The organism is Carboxylicivirga sediminis (assembly GCF_018156225.1).
In the GTDB taxonomy this organism is placed as follows: domain Bacteria; phylum Bacteroidota; class Bacteroidia; order Bacteroidales; family Marinilabiliaceae; genus Carboxylicivirga; species Carboxylicivirga sediminis.
This window is the reverse complement of sequence record NZ_JAGTAR010000005.1, coordinates 38,294-61,585: the sequence shown is the minus strand read 5'-3', so window position 1 is coordinate 61,585 and position 23,292 is coordinate 38,294. Positions and strand designations below refer to the sequence as shown.

10 protein-coding genes are annotated in these 23,292 nt (G+C 40.2%); 7 read left to right on the top strand and 3 right to left on the bottom strand.

Features of this window, described 5'->3' with window-relative positions:
• The first annotated feature begins 182 nt into the window (after window positions 1-182).
• Window positions 183-3,911, top strand: coding sequence for a DEAD/DEAH box helicase (locus KDU71_RS04850; protein ID WP_212188784.1), 3,729 nt, complete (start codon window positions 183-185; stop codon window positions 3,909-3,911).
• Between the two features lie 80 nt (window positions 3,912-3,991).
• On the opposite strand, the gene KDU71_RS04845 is transcribed toward KDU71_RS04850, so the two are convergent.
• From KDU71_RS04845 to KDU71_RS04835, 3 genes are all read right to left on the bottom strand, one after another.
• A complete protein-coding gene (locus KDU71_RS04845) occupies window positions 3,992-5,764 on the bottom strand; it encodes an AMP-dependent synthetase/ligase (protein WP_212188783.1) in 1,773 nt (590 codons plus the stop codon).
• Between the two features lie 10 nt (window positions 5,765-5,774).
• Window positions 5,775-6,656, bottom strand: coding sequence for a lysophospholipid acyltransferase family protein (locus KDU71_RS04840; protein WP_212188782.1), 882 nt, complete (start codon window positions 6,654-6,656; stop codon window positions 5,775-5,777).
• A gap of 101 nt (window positions 6,657-6,757) precedes the next feature.
• Complete coding sequence (locus KDU71_RS04835; protein WP_212188781.1) at window positions 6,758-10,831, bottom strand: hybrid sensor histidine kinase/response regulator transcription factor; 4,074 nt, start codon at window positions 10,829-10,831, stop codon at window positions 6,758-6,760.
• A gap of 274 nt (window positions 10,832-11,105) precedes the next feature.
• On the opposite strand from KDU71_RS04835, the gene KDU71_RS04830 reads away from it, so the two are divergent.
• The 6 genes from KDU71_RS04830 (at window position 11,106) to KDU71_RS04805 (ending at window position 23,283) form a co-directional block, all read left to right on the top strand.
• Window positions 11,106-11,786 (top strand): FAD-binding oxidoreductase, encoded by a 681-nt coding sequence (locus KDU71_RS04830; RefSeq protein WP_212188780.1) that lies wholly within the window; start codon window positions 11,106-11,108, stop codon window positions 11,784-11,786.
• Window positions 11,787-11,952: 166 nt separating this feature from the next.
• Window positions 11,953-13,296 (top strand): tRNA (N6-isopentenyl adenosine(37)-C2)-methylthiotransferase MiaB, encoded by a 1,344-nt coding sequence (miaB, locus tag KDU71_RS04825; protein ID WP_212188779.1) that lies wholly within the window; start codon window positions 11,953-11,955, stop codon window positions 13,294-13,296.
• A gap of 2 nt (window positions 13,297-13,298) precedes the next feature.
• A complete protein-coding gene (mtaB, locus tag KDU71_RS04820) occupies window positions 13,299-14,585 on the top strand; it encodes a tRNA (N(6)-L-threonylcarbamoyladenosine(37)-C(2))-methylthiotransferase MtaB (RefSeq protein ID WP_212188778.1) in 1,287 nt (428 codons plus the stop codon).
• A 416-nt stretch (window positions 14,586-15,001) separates the two neighbouring features.
• The gene (locus KDU71_RS04815; RefSeq protein ID WP_212188777.1) at window positions 15,002-18,082 is read left to right on the top strand and encodes a SusC/RagA family TonB-linked outer membrane protein; all 3,081 of its coding nucleotides are present in this window, start codon (window positions 15,002-15,004) and stop codon (window positions 18,080-18,082) included.
• A 21-nt stretch (window positions 18,083-18,103) separates the two neighbouring features.
• Window positions 18,104-19,849, top strand: coding sequence for a SusD/RagB family nutrient-binding outer membrane lipoprotein (locus KDU71_RS04810; RefSeq protein WP_212188776.1), 1,746 nt, complete (start codon window positions 18,104-18,106; stop codon window positions 19,847-19,849).
• Window positions 19,850-20,166: 317 nt separating this feature from the next.
• Window positions 20,167-23,283 (top strand): SusC/RagA family TonB-linked outer membrane protein, encoded by a 3,117-nt coding sequence (locus tag KDU71_RS04805; RefSeq protein WP_212188775.1) that lies wholly within the window; start codon window positions 20,167-20,169, stop codon window positions 23,281-23,283.
• Window positions 23,284-23,292: the final 9 nt, after the last annotated feature.

The following is a 23,292-nucleotide window of genomic DNA, read 5'->3' as shown; positions in this document are numbered from 1 at the left end:
CTGAATATACCAACGCAAGTACTGCATTGATTCATTTCTTGTACAGGCGTGTGTTGTTTTTTTATGCTCAGAGATTCAGTTAGATATGTTTTTAGCAATGAAATACCCCATTTTTCATTGCTGATATTTGCGTTACTGTTAGTATTTTTGCGGATTAGCACTTTTCAAATTGAAAAAGGATTATGGCGGAAAGCGTGAGAGAATACATTAGTGATGCAATAGACTTTTATACATCAAACGATATAAGTAGTGCGGGCACCAATCTTTATAAGGAGGGCAAGGTGTCGTTACAGCTCTACCAGAAAGCACTGGATAACTGGATTTTTTCGGTGAAGGATACAAAAATGCACAAGGTGCAGATTCGTAACCTGAATCAGCGCCAGATAGAGACCATGTGTAACTGTTCTTATATTGGCGGTCGGTTTTGTGTACACACGATTGCTGCTCTACTGTTTATAGCTGATATAGATGGCAATATTCAGATGGGCTTTGATAAGCGCGAAGAGCAATCCAGCCAGCGTGCTGTCTCGGGGCGTTCGGTATTGGGCTTTGAACTGCCCTCTTTCGAGCGTATCACCGAGTCGTTTGTGAAGGAGAATACCACCTACTCGGTGCTGAGTGCTGTATCTTACAGCTACCAGGTAAGCTATATTTCTGAATTGATTGTGCGCGACAATAAGCTCATAGTGGAGTTGGATCAGAATTTTAAAAAACACGCCAGGCTTGTTTTTAGTTACATTGATGATAAGGTGTATATTTCACCTGAAGAGAAAACCAACCTGCAATCGCTCACCGAACCTGAGGTGGTTTGTTTGCTTAAGTTTGCCCGATCTGCCAGCCCGGATATTCTCAAGAGAGTTTTTAAAAACAGCCTGGAAGGGGTGAAGACAGAAACACTGCAGAAGCATGGTATTACCTCCGGCCAGTTCGATACCTATTTTACCATTGGTTTTGATGAAAAGCTGGGATTGGTGGCTAAGCAAACTGATTTTGCAAAAGGACTGATACCAGTACAGCCTGATGAAAAGCACATAGTCGACCAGATTTTACACGAAATTGATGTAGAGACATTCCATCTGGAAACACAGGAGGAAGTACAGAAGCAGGAGCGCGAAATGGGCTTTGTACTTGAGTTGCGTACCACTAAAACCTATTTCAGTGACAACTACGTTATTGAATTGACGCCAATCATTGGTAAACCCAATAAAAAGCGTGATGCCCTGAGTTCGCACATTGCCGAGTATGATGGCATGCACGAAGATTACCTGCTAACAATCAGTGAGCATCAGAAAGAATTGCTGGAGCTAATTGATGAATGCAATGCGCCCATCAAAGCATCTGATTTATTTATTGTGCATAAGCGAATAATGGAGTTGCTGGCACAAGAAAAGCATGTGTACATTAACCCATCGAATAATTATAAGCTGCGCCGTGCCGATTTGGAGCCGATTGAGATTGCAGCTGAGCCCATTGATGCTTTTTATGAGGTGAAAGAGGATGACACATTTGTGTACCTGAATCCTAAGCTGCGAATTGGTGACCGAACTTTAGCAATTGATACCATTAATACTGAACTCTCTGGGCAATTTATTTATGTGATTGATGGCGCCTATTATGTCACCAAGGATTATCGGGTGGCTAAGCTGATTGTAGAGCACAATGAGCCCATTAAGATGGTGAAGACGCATAAAGACCTGTTCTTTGAGCAAGTGATAAAACCACTGGCACATAGCTTCGATATGGAGTTTGATAAGGGAATTTACGTCCTTGAAACGGCTGAACTGGATTTTAAAAAGAAGCAAGTGTTTTTGTCTGAACGCGATCATCACCTGATTATCACCCCTCAGGTGGAATACCACCATGGAGTATCGGTTAAACTCACTACCAATGGAAACATCCTTATTGAGGAGGATGATAAAACCATACAGTACAAGCGCAACTTTGAGTTGGAGGATGATTTTGCAGAACAACTATCTACGCTTCATCCCAGGTTTGAAGCGCAAAAGAGCAGCAAGGTGTTTCATCTGCACTATAACGAGTTTAGCCACGATATGTGGTTTTATCGATTTTTTGATGCGCTGCAGCATAATAATATCGAGGTATATGGTTTGAAAGAGCTTAAGAGTTTTAAATACTCGCCGCATAAGGGTAAGATTTCTACGACCATTAGCTCGGGTCAGGATTGGTTTGATATTCAAATTAATGTGAGTTTTGGGGACAACGTGGTGAAGCTTAGTGAGATTCGTAAGGCAGTGATGAATAAGCAGCGCTTTATTCAGTTGGCCGATGGATCAGTAGGTGTGCTGCCTTCAGAATGGTTTCATCGTTTCGAGCGATACTTCAGGCATGGAGAAGTGAATGGGGAACAGCTATCGGTTTCTAAACTGCGCTTTTCCATTATTGATGAGCTATTTGATAATATAGAGGATGCGACTGTTGTGGAAGAATTGGCCGAGAAGCGCCGACGCTTGGCGGCGTTTACACAGATTGAGGCTACTGAGGTGCCTTCATCCATTAGTGCTGAGCTGCGCCACTATCAGAAAGAGGGTGTTAACTGGCTTAATTTCCTGCACGAGATGCAGTGGGGTGGTATCCTGGCCGATGATATGGGATTGGGAAAAACCTTGCAGGTGCTTACGTTCCTGCAGCAGGTGGTGGAGCGCGATTCAACTACTAACCTCATTATTGTGCCTACTACGCTGCTGTTCAACTGGGAGAATGAAATACGTAAGTTTGCGCCAAAACTTCGTGCATACTATCATTACGGCGTCGACAGGGTGAATGATACTCGCTTGTTTGACGATTATGACATTGTATTTACCAGCTATGGCATATTACTGCGCGATATTGAGCTGCTGAAAGACTATCAGTTCAATTATATAGTGCTGGATGAATCGCAGGCTATCAAAAACCCGGCATCAAGACGATTTAAGGCAGCCAGTCTGCTGAAAGCCAAAGGTCGATTGGCGATGACAGGTACACCCATTGAAAATAGTACTTTTGATTTATATGCGCAAATGAGCTTTGTGAATCGCGGATTTCTGGGGTCTGTTTCTGGGTTTAAGGAAGGTTTTGCCAATGCCATTGATAAAGATGGTGATGAGTTGATAGGTAATGAACTGCAGAAGCTGATTAATCCCTTTGTGTTGCGCCGTACCAAGGAGAAAGTGGCTTCAGAGTTGCCACCTAAAACAGAGGATGTTATCTTTTGTGAAATGGATACTGCACAGCGTAAGGTGTATGATGCCTATCGCAATCAGTTCCGCGACCAGCTGATTGGTAAAGTGAAGGACGAGGGCATTGGCAAAAGTAAACTGATGGTGCTCGAAGCCTTAACCCGCTTGCGTCAGATTTGCGACTCGCCACAGCTGGTGAAGGGTAGCAATTTTGATGTAACTGAATCGGTGAAAATCAAAGAGATTGTGCAGCACATCACTGATAAGACAGCGAACCATAAAATACTTATCTTCTCACAGTTTGTGAAGATGCTGGGATTAATTAAGGATGAACTGAGCCGACGAAGCATTGATTTTGAATACCTTGATGGTAAAAGCTCAACCAAGCAGCGCGAACAATCGGTCAATAACTTTCAGACCAATGATGAATTGCGCGTATTCCTTATTAGCCTCAAGGCTGGAGGAACAGGTCTTAACCTGACGGCTGCTGACTATGTGTATATTATCGATCCATGGTGGAACCCGGCGGTGGAAAATCAGGCTATTGACCGCTGTTATCGCATTGGGCAGGATAAGAAGGTGTTTGCTTATCGCATGATTTGCCGCGATACAGTTGAGGAAAAGATATTGAAGCTGCAGGAACGTAAAAAGAAAGTAGCCGGCGATATCGTTCAAACGGATGAGGCCATCATGAAGAACCTTACCATCGACGATATTAAGGATTTATTGGGGTAAGATAAAAGAGTGTCGAGGTAAGGCGCCGGAATAAAAATTTCGTCGCCTTCGGCACTTACTCACCCGAAAGTTGAATCCTATTAATACATGGCTTCAATCGTATCGCTATAAATCTGGTTTACCTGCTTTCTTCTCACTTTTAGTGAGTTGGTAAGCATTGAATTGTCGATACTGAATGGTTCAGGAAGCAAGTGAAACTTAATTACATGCTCGTGCCTTGGTAAGTGGGTCTGGCATTTGGCTATTTCCTTTTCAATGAGTTTGTAGATAAATGGTTCTGCAAGTAAAACAGCCATATTCTCAGCCTTAATGTTTTCAGAGTTAGCCAGTTTTTCAATAGCCGGATAAGTAGGCACAATGAGCGCAGTAAGGTATTTACGGTTGTCACCTATAATGCATATTTGCTCAATAAACTTACTTTTAGAGAGCTCCAATTCTATTTTCTGTGGCGAAATATACTTGCCAGTTGATGTTTTTATGATATCCTTGATGCGTTCGGTCATATGCAACTTGCCTGGCTGAGGAATAGAGCCCTGATCGCCCGTGTAATACCAGCCATCCTTTAATACTTCTGCAGTTTGTTCTGGTTTCTTGTAATAACCCGAGAATACTGTTTCTCCTTTTACCAGTATCATGTTCTCCTCATTGATTTTTACTTCAATATCGGGCATGATATCTCCGGTATAATCAAAATCGTAGTTCTGATTAGGCATACACGAAACGGTGGCAGTTGTTTCTGTAGTGCCATACCCATAGCAGATGTGTAAGCCTATGCTATGGAAAAAGCGCAACAGAAAGTTATTTAATGCTGAACCGGCACAAGGCATAAAGCGGATATTGCCGCCAAATACCTGTTTGATTTTTTTGTATACAAGCGCATTGGCAATGCGCCTTTTGACAGACAGACTGAAAGGCGCAGTTCGATTGTCTTTTTCATACTCAATATACGACTGACCGGTTTTAATAGCCCAGTTAAATACGTTTTTTTGCCATTGAGGCCACCTGTCGGCTGTTTGTTGAATGGCATCATATGTTTTCTCAAAAAAACGAGGTACCACACACATAACCGTTGGACTGACCTTTGGCAGTTCCTCAATAATCGCCTTAGGATTGACGTTATAGACATTGGTTCCGCCGCAGTGAAGCAGATAATAGGTCCAGGTACGTTCAAAAACATGGCTTAGGGGCAAAAAGCACATTGACACATCGTTCTCAGATAAGCTTAGTCTTTGATCATGTATTTTAAACGAGTGCATAAAATGGCTGTGGTGCAACATTACGCCTTTGGGTTCGCCTGTTGTGCCCGAAGTATAAATTATTGTTGCCAAATCATCAGCTTGGCCTTCTTCTAATTGACTATAAAGTTGTGTAGTCTGCTCTTCACAATTCGTTTCTAGTATTTGTTCAAAAGTAAATATGCGTTCATCATTATTGGCGTTGCAGTTAAAAGTAACCACGTACTTTAAACTGCTGGTTTCATCTAACGCTTTTTGTGCATTCACCAGTTGCTCATCATCACCAACAAACAGCATTTCCATCCCTGTTTCGTCAATAATGTATTTTAACTGCTCAAAAGTAGCAGTGGGGTAGAGCGGTACCACCACTGACCTGATGGAGAGTATGGCTAAGTCGCTGATGGTCCATTGAGGTCTGTTTTGACTGTATATGCCAATATTGCTGCCTGTTGTTGCTTTTTTGGCTAGAAGGAACTTAGCAATTTGCTCGGATTGCTCTTTAAATGTTTGCCAGTCTATTGATTGATAAGATTCGTCATTTTTGTAACGAAATACTTCACGAGTGGTGTATTTATCAGCTCTGCTACGGAGCATTCTGGCTATATGATTTTCCTTCATGGCGATATATTTATTGTTTTGGCGAACGTTTCCATCTGCGGTGTGACCACAACCAATCTTCAGGCTTGGCTGTAATTACTTCCTCCACTTTGTCTTTGTATAGACGCGTTATTTCTCCTTCGTTTAACTCGTTTGGTGTTTCGGTAAGTGTTGATAGTGTGACCTCGTAATAGCCTCTCTTAACGCGCTGAATATCGATGTAAACTACCGGGTAATTATATTTTCTGGCATATTTTTCAGGTCCGTATAAGAAGGCCGTTGGCCGATTGAAAAAATCAAACCAGAAGGCATTATCAAGTTGCTTACCATTTGCCGGACTCTGGTCGGCCGCCATCAGGTAAACACATTTTTTATTCATAGATCTCTCAAACAAATCTGATGTTTCGTAGATAGACACCAGTTCGGTGCCGCATTTTACCCTACTTCGCTTAAGTATCTTGTTAATGTATTTGTTCTTGAGAGGCTTGTACAGGGCTGCAAACTGGTTGTTGCATTGTAGGCTGCCCGATTGACTGCCCCATTCCCAGTTGGCATAATGTGCGGTAACGCCAATCACGCCATTGTATTTATTTAGCAGAGGTTCCAGTAACTCAGGATTATGTATTTTATGCCGTTTTACTATTGAGGAGCGTTTCATCGAAAACGCTTTGAAGCTTTCTAACAGGTTATCAGTAAGGTTTCGATAGAATCCCTTGGCAATTGCTTCAATTTCAGCAGGTGATTTTTCTGGGAATGCCTGATGAAGGTTTTCAAATATCACTTTATGGCGATACTTGACTAATTTACCCATAATCAGGGCTGCAAAATTTGATAGCCCATAAAGGAGCTTAAATGGCATTATGCTTACCAGTCCAACAAATGATAAGAAAATGCCGGTTGTGAATATGTGCATCAATAATATAGTGTTTCCTTATGATTCTGTTTGCTTTACTGCAGATGTTGTGCCAAGGTTACAAATTTACTTATTTATTTATCAACAGATTTTTTGGGTAGCTAGTTCCAGCGCTGATGAGCTTGTTTGTATTGCCCGGGCGACATACTAAATTCCTTTTTAAAGCTTTTAATAAAGTACGAGCTGCTATTAAAACCTACTTTATAGGCTATCTCACTAATCTGATCATCACTGCTTATAAGTTTCGCAGCTGCTTCTTTCAGGCGGATAGTTCTAATAAAGTCAGTGGTTGATTTGCCGGTTAATGCCTTTATTTTGCGGTGAAGGTTACTGCGACTCATAGCCAGTTCATTACCTAACTCCTCAACGCCAAAGCTTTCATCTTCCATATTTGCTTTGACAATATCAATGGCCTTTGTTATAAAGGTTTCATCTACGGACGTACTGGTAATCTCAGATGGTAAAATAATAGCATTGCCAGTGAAGATCTCTTTAAGCTTCTCTCTGCTCTTTAGCAAGTTATCAATGTAGGCTTTTAACAGCTCAGGGTTAAATGGCTTTGGTACATAGGCGTCAGCACCTGTATTTAGACCTTCTATTTTATTTTCAACCGATGTTTTGGCCGTCAGTAAAATAACCGGAATATGGCTCGTTTGCAGGTCAGATTTGATTTGCATACATAATTCAATGCCATCCATTACAGGCATCATTACATCAGATATGACGAGATCAAAAGTTCGTTTTTTGAGCAAATCAAAGGCTTGCTGCCCATTGTTAGCACTCTTAACCCGGTAGCGCTCTTGCAGTACCGACGTCAAAAAGTCAACAACCTGCTGATTGTCATCAACAATAAGCAGCTGATACTTTTGTTTATCTTCATTATCCTGAGTTGCCTTTTTAACGGTGGTGGGTTCCGCTTTCTCAATAAATGTTTCATTGACTGGTAAATCAGTATGTTGCTGAATGCCTGTATTAACAACTGGTAATGCAACAGTAAAAGTGGTGCCCTTGTTTTTGGCAGAATCCACAGAAATTGTTCCGCCGTGCAGCTGGACGAGCGATTTGGTTAAGGCCAGTCCAATACCCGTACCTGCTACTGCTTTATTCTCATGTTTGAAGCGTTTGTATTGTTTAAATACTTCTTCAGGCGTATCACTATCGATACCGATGCCATCATCGTTTACTTTAATTAGCAGTTGCTGGTGTTCAATAACGGCATTCTGTGTTAGCTGCATGTTCAATGAAACATGGCCTTGCTCTTTTCCATATTTAAAAGCATTTGAGAGTAGGTTATAGACTACCTTCTCAATTATGTCTTCATCGAACTGGATATTGAGCTCATCTATGTTGCTTTGAATGCTAAAACTCATATTACGCTCAGCCGCCATGTACCTGAAAGATTCGCCATACTCTTTGATGCAGGCGATTATATCACCGGTTTTTATATTCAGTGCCATTGAGCCGGTTTCTACCTTTCTGAAATCCATTACCTGGTTAATTAAGCGTAATAGCAGGTTTGTGTTTTTATGAGCTATGCTAAAAAGTTTTTCGTCATCGCTGTTGAGTGATAGCTTGCTCTTTAATGTCTCAAGTGGTCCTGAAATCAAGGTTAGTGGGGTGCGGAACTCATGCGATATATTGGTGAAAAACTGCAAGCGCATCTGGTTCAGTTCTTTAATCTTTTCGCGCTCCATAACCTCAAATTCTAGCTTTCTCCTAAGGTCAATCCATAATACTGTATAACGTATATAGGCATACATTACCCCACCAATGATTAGGAAATAAGCAACATAAGCATACCAGCGTTTCCACCAGGGAGCCAGTACTTTGATTTTCAAGCTGGTTTCGGAGTTGCTCCATACGCCATCGTTATTGGCGGCTTTCACTTTAAAGGTATAGTCGCCGGGCTTGAGGTTATTGTATTTCACCAGTCGGTTAGATGATGCTTTACTCCATTCCTCTGAAGTATTTTCAAGCACGTAGCTGTAAGAGTTCTTTTCCGATATAAAGTAGTTAATGGCGACGAATTCTATGCCGATGTTTGTCTGGTTATGGTTCAGAACTATTTCTTTGGTATCGGCTATATTGTGTGAAAGCGGGCTGTCTTCTTCGCCAGCTTTTACAGGTGTATTGTTAATGTATAATTCAGCTAACAGTACCTTGGGTACATTGTCGTTAACCTTAATCACATTCGGGTCAAATACATTTAGGCCCTTTACACCACCCACCATTAACTTGCCATTGTTGGAATACAAAAGGCTGTTAAATGTACTACCCAGCAAACCATCACGGGTGTCATAGTTTTGGAAACGACCAGTTTCAATCTCGTATTTGGTTAATCCACCGTGTGTAGCAAACCAAATGTTCTGGCTATCGACTTCAAGGATATCATACACCTGCTCTTGTGCCAGCCCGTCGTTAATAGTGAGGTTTGCAATATCACCATTGTCAGGGTCGATTTTGAAAATACCACCACCATTTGAACCAATCCATATTTGTCCGTCACTGGTTTCTTTTATGCTTAGTATGGCGTTCTTACCTACACCACTATCGTTAATACGATCAAACAGGTACCTGATGTATTTCTTTTCATTATTTAACCACACATAGATGCCATTACTGGTCCCAATCCATAGGTTTTTTTGTGAATCAACAAATAAACTCAGGATGTAATCATTCATTACCTCATTCAATTCGGGGTATACATCTTTTAAGTGGATAAAGGTTTTTTGATTGATGTCAAATTCGTACAGACCATTGCCCAATGTACCAATCCATAGTTTGTCTTTTTTTTGTTGAGTGATGGACCAGACAGAAATGGAGATAGCCTCATTGTCTATTATATTGCTTGGATTATAGGTGATTAATTCATTGGTGGTTTCGTTGAGGTGGGCCAGGCCGCTGCCATAGGTCCCCAGCCATATGTTTTGTTTATCGTCTTCGTATATACGCTTGATTACGTTGCTTTTTAAGTTAGAAGATAGCTGATTGTAACTTCTGAATGTTTCTTTTGTGACGTCAAATAAATTAAGACCGCCTCCGTCTGTACCCACCCATATGCGTCCTTTAGAGTCCTCAAGTAACGAAAGGATAGTATTGTCGCTGATGCTTTGTGGGTTCAGCGCCTGGTGAGTAAAGTGCTGAAAACGGTTACGATCCATATTGATAATGCGCACGCCTTTGCCTATTGTGCCTACCCAATAGAGTCCATTACTATCAATATATACCGAGAAGACAGCTTTGGTATCGAGTTGTTCGAAAGCACTGTTCTGATTCCTGTTGTTAATAACTTCCTTATGTATAGGATCGATGCTAATAATACCTCCACCATCTACGGCCGCCAATATGGTGCCGTCCTTATCGAGTGTCAGAGAGAGAATGATGTTCAGGTTGGTTTTAACCTTGCTTCCTTTCATGTCGAAGCGCTCATAAACCTTCATCTCTTTATCGAACCGGTACAAACCCATGTTATCAGTCGCAATCCAGATGCTTCCGTTCCCATCATCTAACAATGAGTTAATTTGCATCGTTGGAAATTCAAAATTGATAAAGAAGTGTTCTTTAGGATTAAACATGCTCAGACCATTGCCATAGGTTCCAATCCATAGTTCACCGTTATAGCCTTCGGTAATGGCCGAAATGGTGTTTATATAAGTATCAATGGTGTCGTTTTGTGAGAAGCATGAAAAACCGTCTATTTGCTTATGGTAATAATGTAATCCTCCACCCATGGTACCAACCCACATTTGCCCCCGACTATCGAGCAGTAAGGCACCAATCTGATTATTGGTTAAGGCGGCCGGTTGCTCATCATCAGCCCAATAGCGCGTAAAGCTCTCCGTGTCTTTATCGTATTTATTTAAACCAAACTTTGTGCCTACCCAAATGTTACCGTCATTATCTTCAAGCAGCTGAGTGATGAAATTACTTGTCAGGCTTGTTTCCTTATCTGTAGTGCTGAAATAGGTTTTAATGTCATAACCATTATAACGGTTAAGACCATAATAGGTGCTGAACCACATATAACCACGACTGTCCTGCAGAATGCCATTCACAGAGTTATTGCTAAGGCCATTCTCCGTATCCAGGCCATTAAAGCCATATTGTGAGTATTGGGCCTTTATCGAAAACAGCAATACGAATAAGATGGTGCCTAATATATATAAACGCAGCATGGACGGTATTTTTAAGAGTGGTGAAGATATAAAAAATAAAGAGCATTGTTTTTCTTATGATACTTAAATGAGCTCTTTCGAAATATTTTCCGTGCTAATTTTTTGACTTTCAAAAGCTATTTAATGGTAGCTGTAGTAATATGATTCTTATAATATCAGACCTAAAGGTGTTTTTTATTAAACCAAAACACGTTTTGACCTGTTAATTGTGGGGTGATTATATCAATCGACCAACAAAGGGAAAATTAAACTTTAAAAAGAATAGAATAGAGTTATGGGAAAAGGAGTTCCGGCAGCCAATAAAATTAAGACAGACTTGCACGAGATATTGGATATTCGTCACCTGACGGATAGTACATTTGTTTTACGTATTGAGAAAAAAGATTTGGAATTTGAAGCCGGTCAGCATGTATGTGTAGGGCCTCCAAATGGGATACATACCAGGGAGTACTCTATTTATAGTGCTGAACAGGATGAATACATTGAGATTCTGGTAAAGGAAGTGGAGAATGGATTGGTTTCGCCCAGTTTGAAAAAATTGCAGAAAGGTGGTTATGTGGTTGTTGAAGAGCCTGTGGGTTATTTTACCATCAATAAGGATTTACCGCAAACCCAAAAATATGTATTTATTGCCAGTGGAACAGGCGTTTCACCCTTTCATAGTTTTGTATTAAGCGGTAAGGCAGAAAACTACACGCTGTTGCATGGTGTTAAATATGCCAGTGAGGCTTATGAGTCAGAGGCCTATGACAAAGATAAGTATGTTTTATGTACATCTCAGGAAGATAAAGGCACATTCAACGGACGGGTAACCGACTATCTTAAAGCTAACCACTTTGGTGCTGATGCTCATTACTACTTATGTGGTAACTGTAATATGATCCATGATGTATATGATATTTTGGAAGAGCAGGGGGTGAGCACTGATAATATACATGCTGAAGTCTATTTCTAGGTAGTAGTCAGTAGTCAGTAGTCAGTAGTCAGTAGAGATAAGAGAGGAGTAAAAAGGTAGTTGGGTTATACTACTGGGAAATAAGATAGGCAATTTGTAAATGGCTATCAGCTGTCAGCCAGTAGTTATCAGCTTAAATTGACAATAATAGATAAGTATTTAAATAGTGAAATATCATTTAGTAACATTGGGCTGTCAGATGAATCAATCTGATAGTGAACGTGTAAAACGAGTATTGGATGGGATGGGTGCTCAATGGACGGACAATGAGTCAGAAGCCAATATCATTGGTATATTAGCGTGCTCGGTGCGTCAGAAGGCCATTGATAAGGTTTATTCAAAGATAGCTCTTTGGAATAAACGGAAGGCTTCACAAAACCTGATAACATTTATTAGTGGTTGTATTTTGCCGGCTGATAAAACCAAGTTTCTAAAACTCTTCGACATTGTTTTTGCCATGAGAGAGTTGCCGCAATTGCCTCAGATGCTTTCGCAATATGGCATAACAACACCAGCTGGATTAGAGCGCGATAATCTTAATCCGAAGGAGGAGATTAATTTTTTTTGGCAGGTGAAACCGAAGTATAATAGTGCTTTTGAAGCGTTCATACCTATTCAGAATGGCTGCGATAAATTTTGCTCCTTTTGTGCTGTACCCTATACACGAGGCCGTGAAGTAAGCCGCCCATCGCATGAAATTATTGACGAGGTTAAAAATCTGGTAGAGAAAGGCTATAAATCTATCACGCTACTGGGCCAAAATGTGAATTCATATGGCCTCGATAAGAAAGGTGAAGAGATAACATTTGCGCAGTTACTTGATGAAATAGGGCAGATAGGAGCGGCCAGTAATCACCGTTTTTGGGTGTATTTCACATCGCCGCATCCGCGAGATATGAGCCGCGAAGTGATTGAGGTGATTGCCAGATATGATTGCCTGGCCAAGCAGATTCACCTGCCCATCCAATCGGGTGATGATAAGGTGCTGATTAAGATGAACCGAAAGCATTCGGTTAAGAAATACCGTGAATCGGTGGATGCCATCCGTGAATTAATTCCACAGGCCACCCTGTTTACTGATATTATTGTGGGCTTCTCGGGTGAAACGGAAGAGCAGTTTCAGAATACGCGTAAGGCACTGAAGGAGTTTCAATACAATATGGCCTACATTGCCATGTATTCGAAACGTCCGGGAGCTGCCTCTTATAGCTGGCCCGACGATGTAGACCTGAAAATTAAGAAAGAACGACTGGCTTTGTTATCGGAAGATTTAGGAGAAGTATCCGGCGCGTACAATGAGGCTATGGTTGGACAGGTTTTTCCAGTGCTTGTGCGCGATACCGATCGGAAAAGCGGCTATTTAAGTGGACAGACAGAAGGGAAGATTACCGTTCGTTTCGAATCGGATAACAGGACCTTGATTGGCCAGATAGTGGATGTGAAAATTACATCGGCCAGCAACTTTTCGGTGGAAGGTGAATTGGTGGAGGTAGCAGCAAAGGTTGGATAGTAATGAAAAAGCGAATAGGATTTAAAACATTGGGCTGCCGCCTGAATCAGTTTGAAACTGATGCGCTGGCTTCCAAATTTGTGGGTTTAGGCTATGAGGTGGTTGAGAACAGCAAAGATACCGATGTGTTTATTGTCAATACCTGCACCGTTACTAACCAGAGTGATCAAAAGTCGAGGTATGTGGTCAATAATGCCCTCAATCATGGGCATACAGGTATGCTGGTGATTACCGGTTGCATGGCCAATAATCATAAAGAGCAGTTGGAGAAACGCTATCCCAATGCGTATGTGGTGGATAATCAGCAGAAGAGTACCATCCCACAGCTGGTTGAAGCTCATTACAATAAAGAGATACTGCCAAGTAACCAGAATGTAGGTGGTGTATTTGATTATGCACCTGCTGCTGAAACATTTCATACCCGCAGCATGATAAAAATTCAGGATGGTTGCGATAACTACTGCACATTCTGTATCATTCCCAAAGTAAGGGGGAGGGCTGTGAGTCGTCCGGTTGAAGATATATTGGAGAATATCCGGCAAGTAGTTGGCTTCGGCTATAAAGAAGTAGTTATTACAGGCGTTAATATCAGCCGCTATAATTACAATGGTATTGGTTTTTCTGCTTTGTTAAAGCAAATAGTTGACATCAAGCTCGATTTCAGAGTGCGTATTTCTTCCATTGAGCCTGACAGCTTTGATGAGGAATTTTTTGAGCTGCTGAAGCATCCTAAAATAACACCGCACCTGCACCTGTGTCTGCAGAGTGCCTCCGAGTCGGTTTTACTGCAAATGCGCCGGATGTACACCTATAAATTGTATAAACGAATAGTTGAGCGCCTGCGCGAGATTGATCCTCGATTTAATATTACAACCGATATTATTGTGGGCTTTCCCGGAGAAACGGAAGCTGACTTTCAAAAATCGCTTGATGCGGTAGAGGAACTGAGTTTTGGGCATGTGCATACTTTCAAATACTCAAAACGGGAGGACACCCGTGCAGCCCGTATGAGTAATGTTGTGCCAGAGCAGGACAAAACCTTGCGAAGCGAAGAGTTACGCCAGGCAGCCAATGATTCAAAAATCAACTACCGTCAACAGTTCATTGGCGAGCAGCTACATGTATTGGTCGATACTGTAAAAGATGGCTACTCCAAAGGCTATGGTGAGTATTATGTGCCTGTAAAAATCAATCAGTCACTGGAGCGAAATAGGCTCTATACAGTCAAAATTACTGGTATTGAAGCCCAGGGTGAGGAGCACAATCTGATAGGAGTGGTTCAGAATTGATACAAAGTATATATTTTTTCAAAAGGTGAGCACTACTGTTCACCTTTTTTTATTCAATAAAGTCATCAGACGCAGTCAATTTCTAATATTTTATCTAAAAAAGAACACTTTTTAAGTGCTTAAATATCAGTTTGTGCAACAATAGTACAATAAGGATACAATAGTACAATGCAAGTGTTAAAAGTTCTATTATTTACAACATCTGTTTAATTCTTCTCACCTCTGTGCTGATAGTTTTGTTGTCATGAAATTGACAATGAGCAATAGAGATAAACCATCGAGTATTAAACATGAGGCACGCCGGTATTTTCTAATACGGAGCGTGCTGATTGTACTCTTAATTCTCATGCTAACCCTGTTGCTGCTACTCACATTTATTTAATAATACATTAACTAATTCCAAAATTAAACTCTTTATGAAAAGAAGATTTAACTGGTTTCAGAGAGGACTAATGGGAGCTATCATGCTACTTCTATCAGTAGGGATGGCATTTGCCCAGGATGTTACAATTAATGGTACCGTTACAGGTGCCGAGGATGGAATGCCAATACCGGGTGTTTCAGTCGTTCAAAAAGGTACTACCAACGGTACTATTACCGATATTGACGGTAACTATACAATTACAGCACCAACAGGTTCTGTGGTATCATTCTCGTTTGTTGGAATGAAAGCACAGGAGATAACAGTTGGTAATGAAACAACCCTTAATATTGCTCTTCAGCCCGAATCCATCGAAATGGAGGGTGTGGTTGTAACGGCTTTAGGTATTAAGCGCGAAGAGAAATCACTAGGTTACGGCGTGTCTAAAGTAGACAGTGAAGAGATTCAAGCTGCAGCTGGTAGTGATGTGCTTAGCTCTATGCAAGGTAAGGTAGCTGGTTTAGACCTTGGGTCAGCTCAAGGAGGTTTAGGTTCGTCAAATCGTGTGGTTTTACGTGGTAATAGCTCTATCTCAGGTAATAACCAGCCATTATATGTTGTTGATGGTGTGCCGGTTAATAACTCTACAGTTGAAGAGTCTGCCGGTGTTTGGGATAGGAAAGACTTTGGTTCAGGTTCAATGGATATCAACCCTGATGATATAGAAAGTGTAACAGTATTAAAAGGCCCAAATGCTGCAGCTTTATATGGATCTCGTGCTCAGAATGGTGCTATTATTATTACTACTAAATCAGGTAAAAAAGGACAGGGACTAGGTGTTGAAATTTCAAGTTCTAATATGTTTGATGTTGTTGGAGAGCAGTATTTACCAAAAGTTCAGAATAAATACGGGCAAGGTAGCTACGTTAATAATGTACCAACGTATTCAACTACTGTAACTGATGATAGCTGGGGCCCTGCTATGGATGGGCAAAGCCTGCCTTCATGGAGTGAATTTCAGGATAACCTGACTTATTCGCCTCAGCCTGATAATATTAAAGATTTCTTCGAAACTGGATTCAAAACGACCAATACCATCGCTCTAACTAAAGGCGGTGAAAACGGATCATCTCGTTTCTCATATACTAATTTATATGGGAATGGTATCGTGCCAGGTAATGAGCAAACACGTCACAACTTTAATATCAGAACACAATATGATTTAGCCGACTGGTTACGTGTTGATGCTAAAGCAAACTACATCAATCAGGAGATTGAAGGTGGTACTTGGTTAGGTGAAGGAAGTAGCAATGCTGTTTATGGCTTATTTACACTTCCTCGAAATACAAATTTAAATGAGTTGAAGAGATACAATTTTAACAACTCGCCTAACGATCCATTCATCGGAACGCAAATGAATCCATATTGGACTACGCTACACGATAACATGATTAATAAAAAAGATCGTTTAATTGGTTTTGTAAAGTTAGACTTTGATATTACTGAGCATTTATCAGGTTTTGTTAGAGCAGGTACCGACTATACTGATAACTCAATTGAAGAACGCTATAATTTAGGCCATAAGCAAAACAGCACCGGTCAGTGGATTATGAACCAATATAAGCGACGTGAGTCAAATTTTGATGCCTTATTGAGCTATAACAATCGCTTTGGTGAGTTAGATTTTGGATTTAATGTTGGTGGTAATATCATGAAAAACCAGAGTAATGTAACTTATAACCGTGGTGACGATGTGATATCGAATGGTTTCTGGAATATCCAAAACTACCTGAATAAGAATGCCAGCTACAATATCTATGAAAAGCAGGTTAATTCGGCCTATGCTACATTAAACCTTGGCTATAAGAACTTCTTATACTTAGATGCATCTTTCCGTAACGACTGGAGTTCAACACTACCTGAAGAGAACCGTTCATATTTCTATCCTGCTGTTTCTACAAGTATTTTGCTTAATGAAGTACTTGAACTAAATAATGTGAACCTGTTAAAGGTACGTGTAGGATATGCTGAGGTAGGTAATGATTCTGACCCTTACCGTTTAGCAACAACGTTTGGTGTTAATCCATTGTTAGACCATAACGGCATTCCATTAATGGATGTAGACGGAACTCCAGGAGTACCTAATTTAAAGCCAGAAAGAACTGGGTCTATGGAATTTGGAGTTGATTTCAGAGCATTTAATAATCGTATATTCGCTGATTTTAACTACTATACTCAATCTACAAAAAACCAGCTGTTCACAACTAAAGTGTCGTCGGCTACCGGGTATGTGAATAAATACCTGAATGGTGGTGATGTGGTTAACCGTGGTTTCGAGGTGTCGTTAGGAGGCATTCCAGTGCAAACAGGTTCTTTTGAATGGGAAACGACTCTAACTCTGGCTAAGAATGTAACAGAAGTTAAAGAGTTGGCTGAAGGATTAGATACCCAAGTGTTAGCAGATTTAGGAAACATAGTAGGTGGTGTGCAAATTGTAGCCAACAAAGGTAAAAACGGTTACGGTGTTATCATGGGTATGCCAGCTAAAGTTGATGGAGAGTATCAACTGGGGAATAATGGTTTCTTGCCAGGTAATGAGCGTGTTGAGTTAGGTAACTTTACACCTGATGCTACATTCGGATGGTTAAACACTTTCTCATATAAGCGTTTTAATTTCAGAGCATTAATCGATGGTAAAATTGGTGGAGATGTGATGAATGCCACAAAAGGAGCTCTTACCGCTAAAGGTATCACAGAGAATACATTGGAATACCGCGAAAATGGAGTTGAAGTATCAGGTGTTGATGCGAATGGTAACCCAACTACAGTATTGATGAATGCACAAGCTTACTGGGGTGGATTAGCCAACTATGGTGAGCCTTGGGTGGTTGATGCTACTAATGTTCGTTTGCGTGAGTTAAGCTTAGGTTACAACTTTAAGTTAGATCCTAACTTCTTTATCAAGGGGCTTAGTCTTAACTTCAATGCCTATAACCTGTTCTTCATCTATCGTGATGAAGATGCTAAGGATATTGATCCGAATCAAACATGGGGTACAGGTAACGCACAAGGTTATAACTTATACAATGTGCCTTCTACAACTTCTTATGGTTTTACTGTAAATGTTAAGTTTTAATCAAAAGTAAATTGAAAACAGATGAAGATATTTAATAAATATATTTTAGTTGGTTTGGTTGCTTTAGCAAGTATCAGTTGTACTGATGACTTTGATAAAATGAACACAAACCCAAACTCACCTTCAGCAGATAACCCTGCCACAGAAGCTGTACTGGCAAGTTCTATGCGAAAAGCATTTCATGAAGATAGATTTGAGTTCTGGCGAGGGGTAGTTTTACATGCCGAGCGATTTGCAGGTCATGTTGATGGTGGTTATAAAGGAGGCTGGTGGGCACCAGGTGATTCATATAATTACCACGAAGGCTGGACAGCTGCAGCATGGGATTCATATAATTCATCATCATTTGTAAATGGTTATGGAGGGGCTTTATTTGCTAATACAAATGTGCTTTTAAACTATTATGAGCAAAATCCTGAAGCACCATATGCAAAAGAATTTACCGGAATTTGTCATGTGCTACGATCTTTCCAATTTCTGAAAATAACCGATCTATTTGGTGATACGCCATACTCAGAACATGGTAATATTGATATTCCAACTCCAAAGTTTGATGCTCAAAAAGCTATCTATGATGATATTGAAGCTAAATTAAAGATGGTTGTAGAAGAAAACTTTGCTGATGATGTGACTATCGGAACCATGTCAAAGTACGATCTGGTTTACAAAGGAAATGTAAGCAAATGGAGAAAGTTTGCCAACTCTTTACGGTTGCGAATGGCATTGCGACGTTCAAATGTTGATAGTGAAGGTGCCAAAGCGATACTTGCTGATATTGTTAAGTATCCACTGCTGGAAGGCAATGGTGATAATGTGATGGTTGAGCGTACAAAATCTTCCACCGACCTTCATAATCAATACTATGGATTCTTCAAAACATGGCCAGGAGCAATGCCAAACGGTTCTTACTCATGGGATGGTTTTGTTATGGAGTGGGGACCTGGTCCAGGTGCATTCATTCCAGCACGCGAAATTGTAGAAGTAATGAAAGGTAGCGCATTATATGCTGCTGAAGTGAAAGATGGAGGTTCGGCTTCTGAAGATATTAACGCTGTTTCAGGTATATATGATCCAAGATTGGACAAGTATTTTATGCGTCCTAAAGGTGATGGCGAAGCAGAACATAAAGGTCGTCCAGCTCGCGCCGAGTTCTTCTTAAAAGAAGGTGTTATCACCAATATTCAAAATGATGATGATGAGGGTGATGTACATAACTATTCTTGGATGCACCCATCAATATGGTATGATGGTGGTACTTGGAATCCAGTTAGTTTAGATTATGCCGAAGTGTGTTTGGCTCTTGCTGAGGCAGTTAATAGAGGTTTAGTGACCTATGGTAAGTCAGATGCCGACCTGTTGAAAGAGGGACTGGAAGCAAGCTGTGAGCGCTGGGGAGCTGAAGTTGGTAGCTTTGCCGATGATGTGGTATCTAAATTTAATAGTGGTGATGCTGACGAGAAAGAAGCTATCATTGCAACGGAGCGTTGGGTGTCTGCATATACAGTACCGCATCAGGCTTATTCGGTTTTACGTCGTACTGGTCATCCTGAGTTTGCCTACATTGACAAGGACAGGAAAATTACGGGAACATGGGTTAATCCTGATGGAAGTACCGAAAATCGTACGATTGAAAAGTACGCACAAGGAAGTACAAACTTTCAATTGCCACAGCGAATGCGCGTACCTGAAAGCGAAGTGGCCATTAATGATAATGTACCCGCTGAAAATAAAGACATGATGAACAAAGTTTGGTGGGCTAACTACTAAACTTATTAATAAGTCTCTAAAACCAAACTATTATATAAGTGCGATTAATTGAAGGAGCTCTGCTTAGGCAGGGCTCCTTTTGTATAATATATCTGGGTGTAGATATGTTTTTAAGTGATTAAATATGTTCCCAATTGTAAAATAATGTAAAAACAGACTTGAAGTTCTTTTAATAACTACTTACATTGATGTGGTCTTAACCTGTTGTAATTAACTGAGTAAACTAGCTGGAATCGGTCGATTCAGCTTTAAGGGAAACCTGAGGTGTTAACATTTTGTAACGCTCTGGGTCAAATAGTAACCTAAAAATCACACGTATGAAAAGAAATGTAAGTTGGTTTAAAAGATGTTTGTTGCTTATTCCAACACTCATGTTTGGAGCGTTTTTATACGCTCAGGACCTAACAGTTACTGGAACAGTAACTAGTTCAGAAGACGGACAGCCTATTCCGGGTGTTTCTGTTGTGCAAAAAGGTACAACAAATGGTACCATTACCGATATTGATGGTAACTATAACATTACTGTACCGCAAGGTGCTGTTATTGTATTCTCATTTGTTGGAATGGATACTCAAGAGGTAGCTGCGAATACTACTACAATTAGTGTTGCCATGGTATCTGATGTAATTGGTATGGATGAGGTGGTTGTAACAGCCTTGGGATTAACTAGAGAAAAGAAAGCTCTTGGATATACCGTTACTGAGGTAGGTGGTGACGAAATATCTACAGTCAAAGATGTTAACGTTATGAATTCACTAGCAGGTAAAGTTGCTGGAGTAAATATTACTCAGGGTGCTTTTGGTCCAGGCAGTAGTTCAAAGGTTACAATTCGTGGTAATAACTCTATTACAGGAAACAACCAGCCATTGTATGTAGTGGATGGAGTACCAATGGATAATAGTGCACAAGGTTCTTCGGCTAGTGATGATACAGGGGCCTATTCCAAAACCGATTATGGTAACGGTATATCAGATCTAAATCCAGACGATATTGCGTCAATGACCGTTTTAAAAGGTCCTAATGCTGCAGCACTCTATGGTTCAAGGGCCGCAAATGGTGTTATATTAATTACTACTAAAAAAGGTTCTACAACGAAAGGCCTTGGAGTTACTGTTTCTTCTAGTTTAACTTTTGATACACCAATGATACTTCCAGAATACCAAAATCAATATGGACAAGGCAAGCAAGGGTTTGTGCCTGATAATATTGAAGACTTAAAGCAAGCTGGAGGTTCATGGGGAGCAGTAATGGATGGTTCAAGCAAGCTTTATTGGACTGACGAAAATAAACCATATACTGCGCAACCTGATAATGTTAAAGATTTCTTGGAAACAGGGACAACTGTAATTACTTCTGTGGCATTAGATGCTGGTAATGAAGATGCTAATGTGAGATTCTCCTATACCAACACTGATGCTCAATCCATGTTGCCTAATTCTGATTTAACTCGTCATAATTTTAATTTGCGTGGTTTCGCTAAGATGGCTGATAAGTTAACACTTGATGCAAAAGCAACATATTTTTACCAATATGGTGAAAATAGACCAACACTAGGTACTGAGGGTGTTATGGGAGATGTGTATTCAATTCCTCGTAACTTGATTATAAATGATTTAAAAGCTAATCAGGTTGATGAGTTTGGAATGGCAAATTCATACAATACATTAGGAGCTAACGCCTATTTTACACAATATCAAAATAGAAAAGAAGACTGGAAGAATCGTTTTAATGGATTTGTTAAAATACAATATGATTTCAACGCCTGGCTTTCAGCTTTCGTTAGAATAGGTACAGATTTTACAAATCATAATATTGAAACAGAAGAAGGCTATGGTCATTGGTTCTATCCACAAGGGAGATTTAACTTTAGGCAGTTTAAAACAACAGAAACCAATGCTGATTTCTTATTCTTATTTAATAAAGATATAAGTGATCGTATAAATTTAAGTGCTTCATTTGGTGGTAATCATATGTATAGGGGAGAAGCGTTCTTCCGCATAAATGGCGAAGATTATAGAATACCTGATGGCCCTCCTGTAGATATTGCTGAGCAAGTTTTTACAGGATATGCACCATTAAAAAAGCGCACCGTGAACTCGCTATATGCGACCGCTTCTATTTCATTTGATAGATGGTTGTATTTAGATGTTACTGGACGAAATGACTGGTCCTCTTCTCTTCCTAAGGATAACTGGTCCTTCTTCTATCCTTCTGTTAGTACCTCAGTACTGTTACATGAAGCACTGGATTTAGGAGGCGGAATACTTGATTTTGCCAAGTTGAGAGTTAGTTGGGCAGAGGTTGGTAATGATACCGATCCTTTCAGACTAGTTGATGTTTATACCATTGATTCAGCTACTGATTCATATCTAGGACGTACAACCATGAGTAGAAGCAGTACCAAAAATAATGAAAATTTAAAGCCCGAATCAATAACTTCAATAGAGGCTGGTGCTGAATTGCGCTTCTTAAAAAATCGTATTTATACAGATTTTACATTTTATGATATAAAGTCTACTGATTTGATTTTTCCTGTGCCGGTAGCAGCTGCAACAGGTTACTCAAAAGTAATTGATAACGTAGGAGAAATTCAAAATACTGGTTTCGAAATATTACTTGGTGGTACCCCTATAAAGACCTCAAATTTAACTTGGGATGTTGCATTGAATTATTCTCAGAATGACAATAAATTAAATTCATTAATAGCAGGTACCGAAACATTTGCATTTGGACAAACTAATAGTGGAAATATCTTTGTGCAGGGTACTGTTGGAGGAGGATTTGGTGAGATATGGGGAACGGACTACGCTAGAACAGAAGATGGAAGGATGATTGTTAATTCGGATGGTGTTCCAACTGATAGTGAAGCAAAGCTATTGGGTAACTATCAGCCAGATGCTTTAGCAGGTCTGACTAATACTATTGATTTTAAAACGTTTACGTTTAGGTTTTTGATTGATGCTAGATTTGGAGGAGAGTTTTACTCGGGTACTGATGCTGCGTTAGATGCAAATGGTGTTTCAGATCGTTCTTTAAAATATAGAGATGGTGATGTAGTATTGGATGCTGTTGTTCAGAATGGGGAAGATGGAAGTGGAAATCCTATTTATGTGCCAAATGAAACTTCAATAACTGCTGAACAATATTGGGGTGCTGTTTCTGGTTTAGGAGCTCCTTATGTGTACAGTCAGACTAACGTGCGTTTACGTGAAATGTCATTGACATATCGTTTACCTCAGTCAATAATTGATGACACATTTTTGAAAAGTGTATCTGTCGGCGTAATAGCGCGTAACCTATTCTTTATTTATAAAGACTCGCCGAACTTTGATCCTGAAATGAGTTATAGTACAGGTAATTTCTCTCAGGGTATTCTTTACAATCCGCTTCCTTCAGCACGGAGCATTGGATTTAATGTTAACCTTAAGTTCTAATTTTAAAGA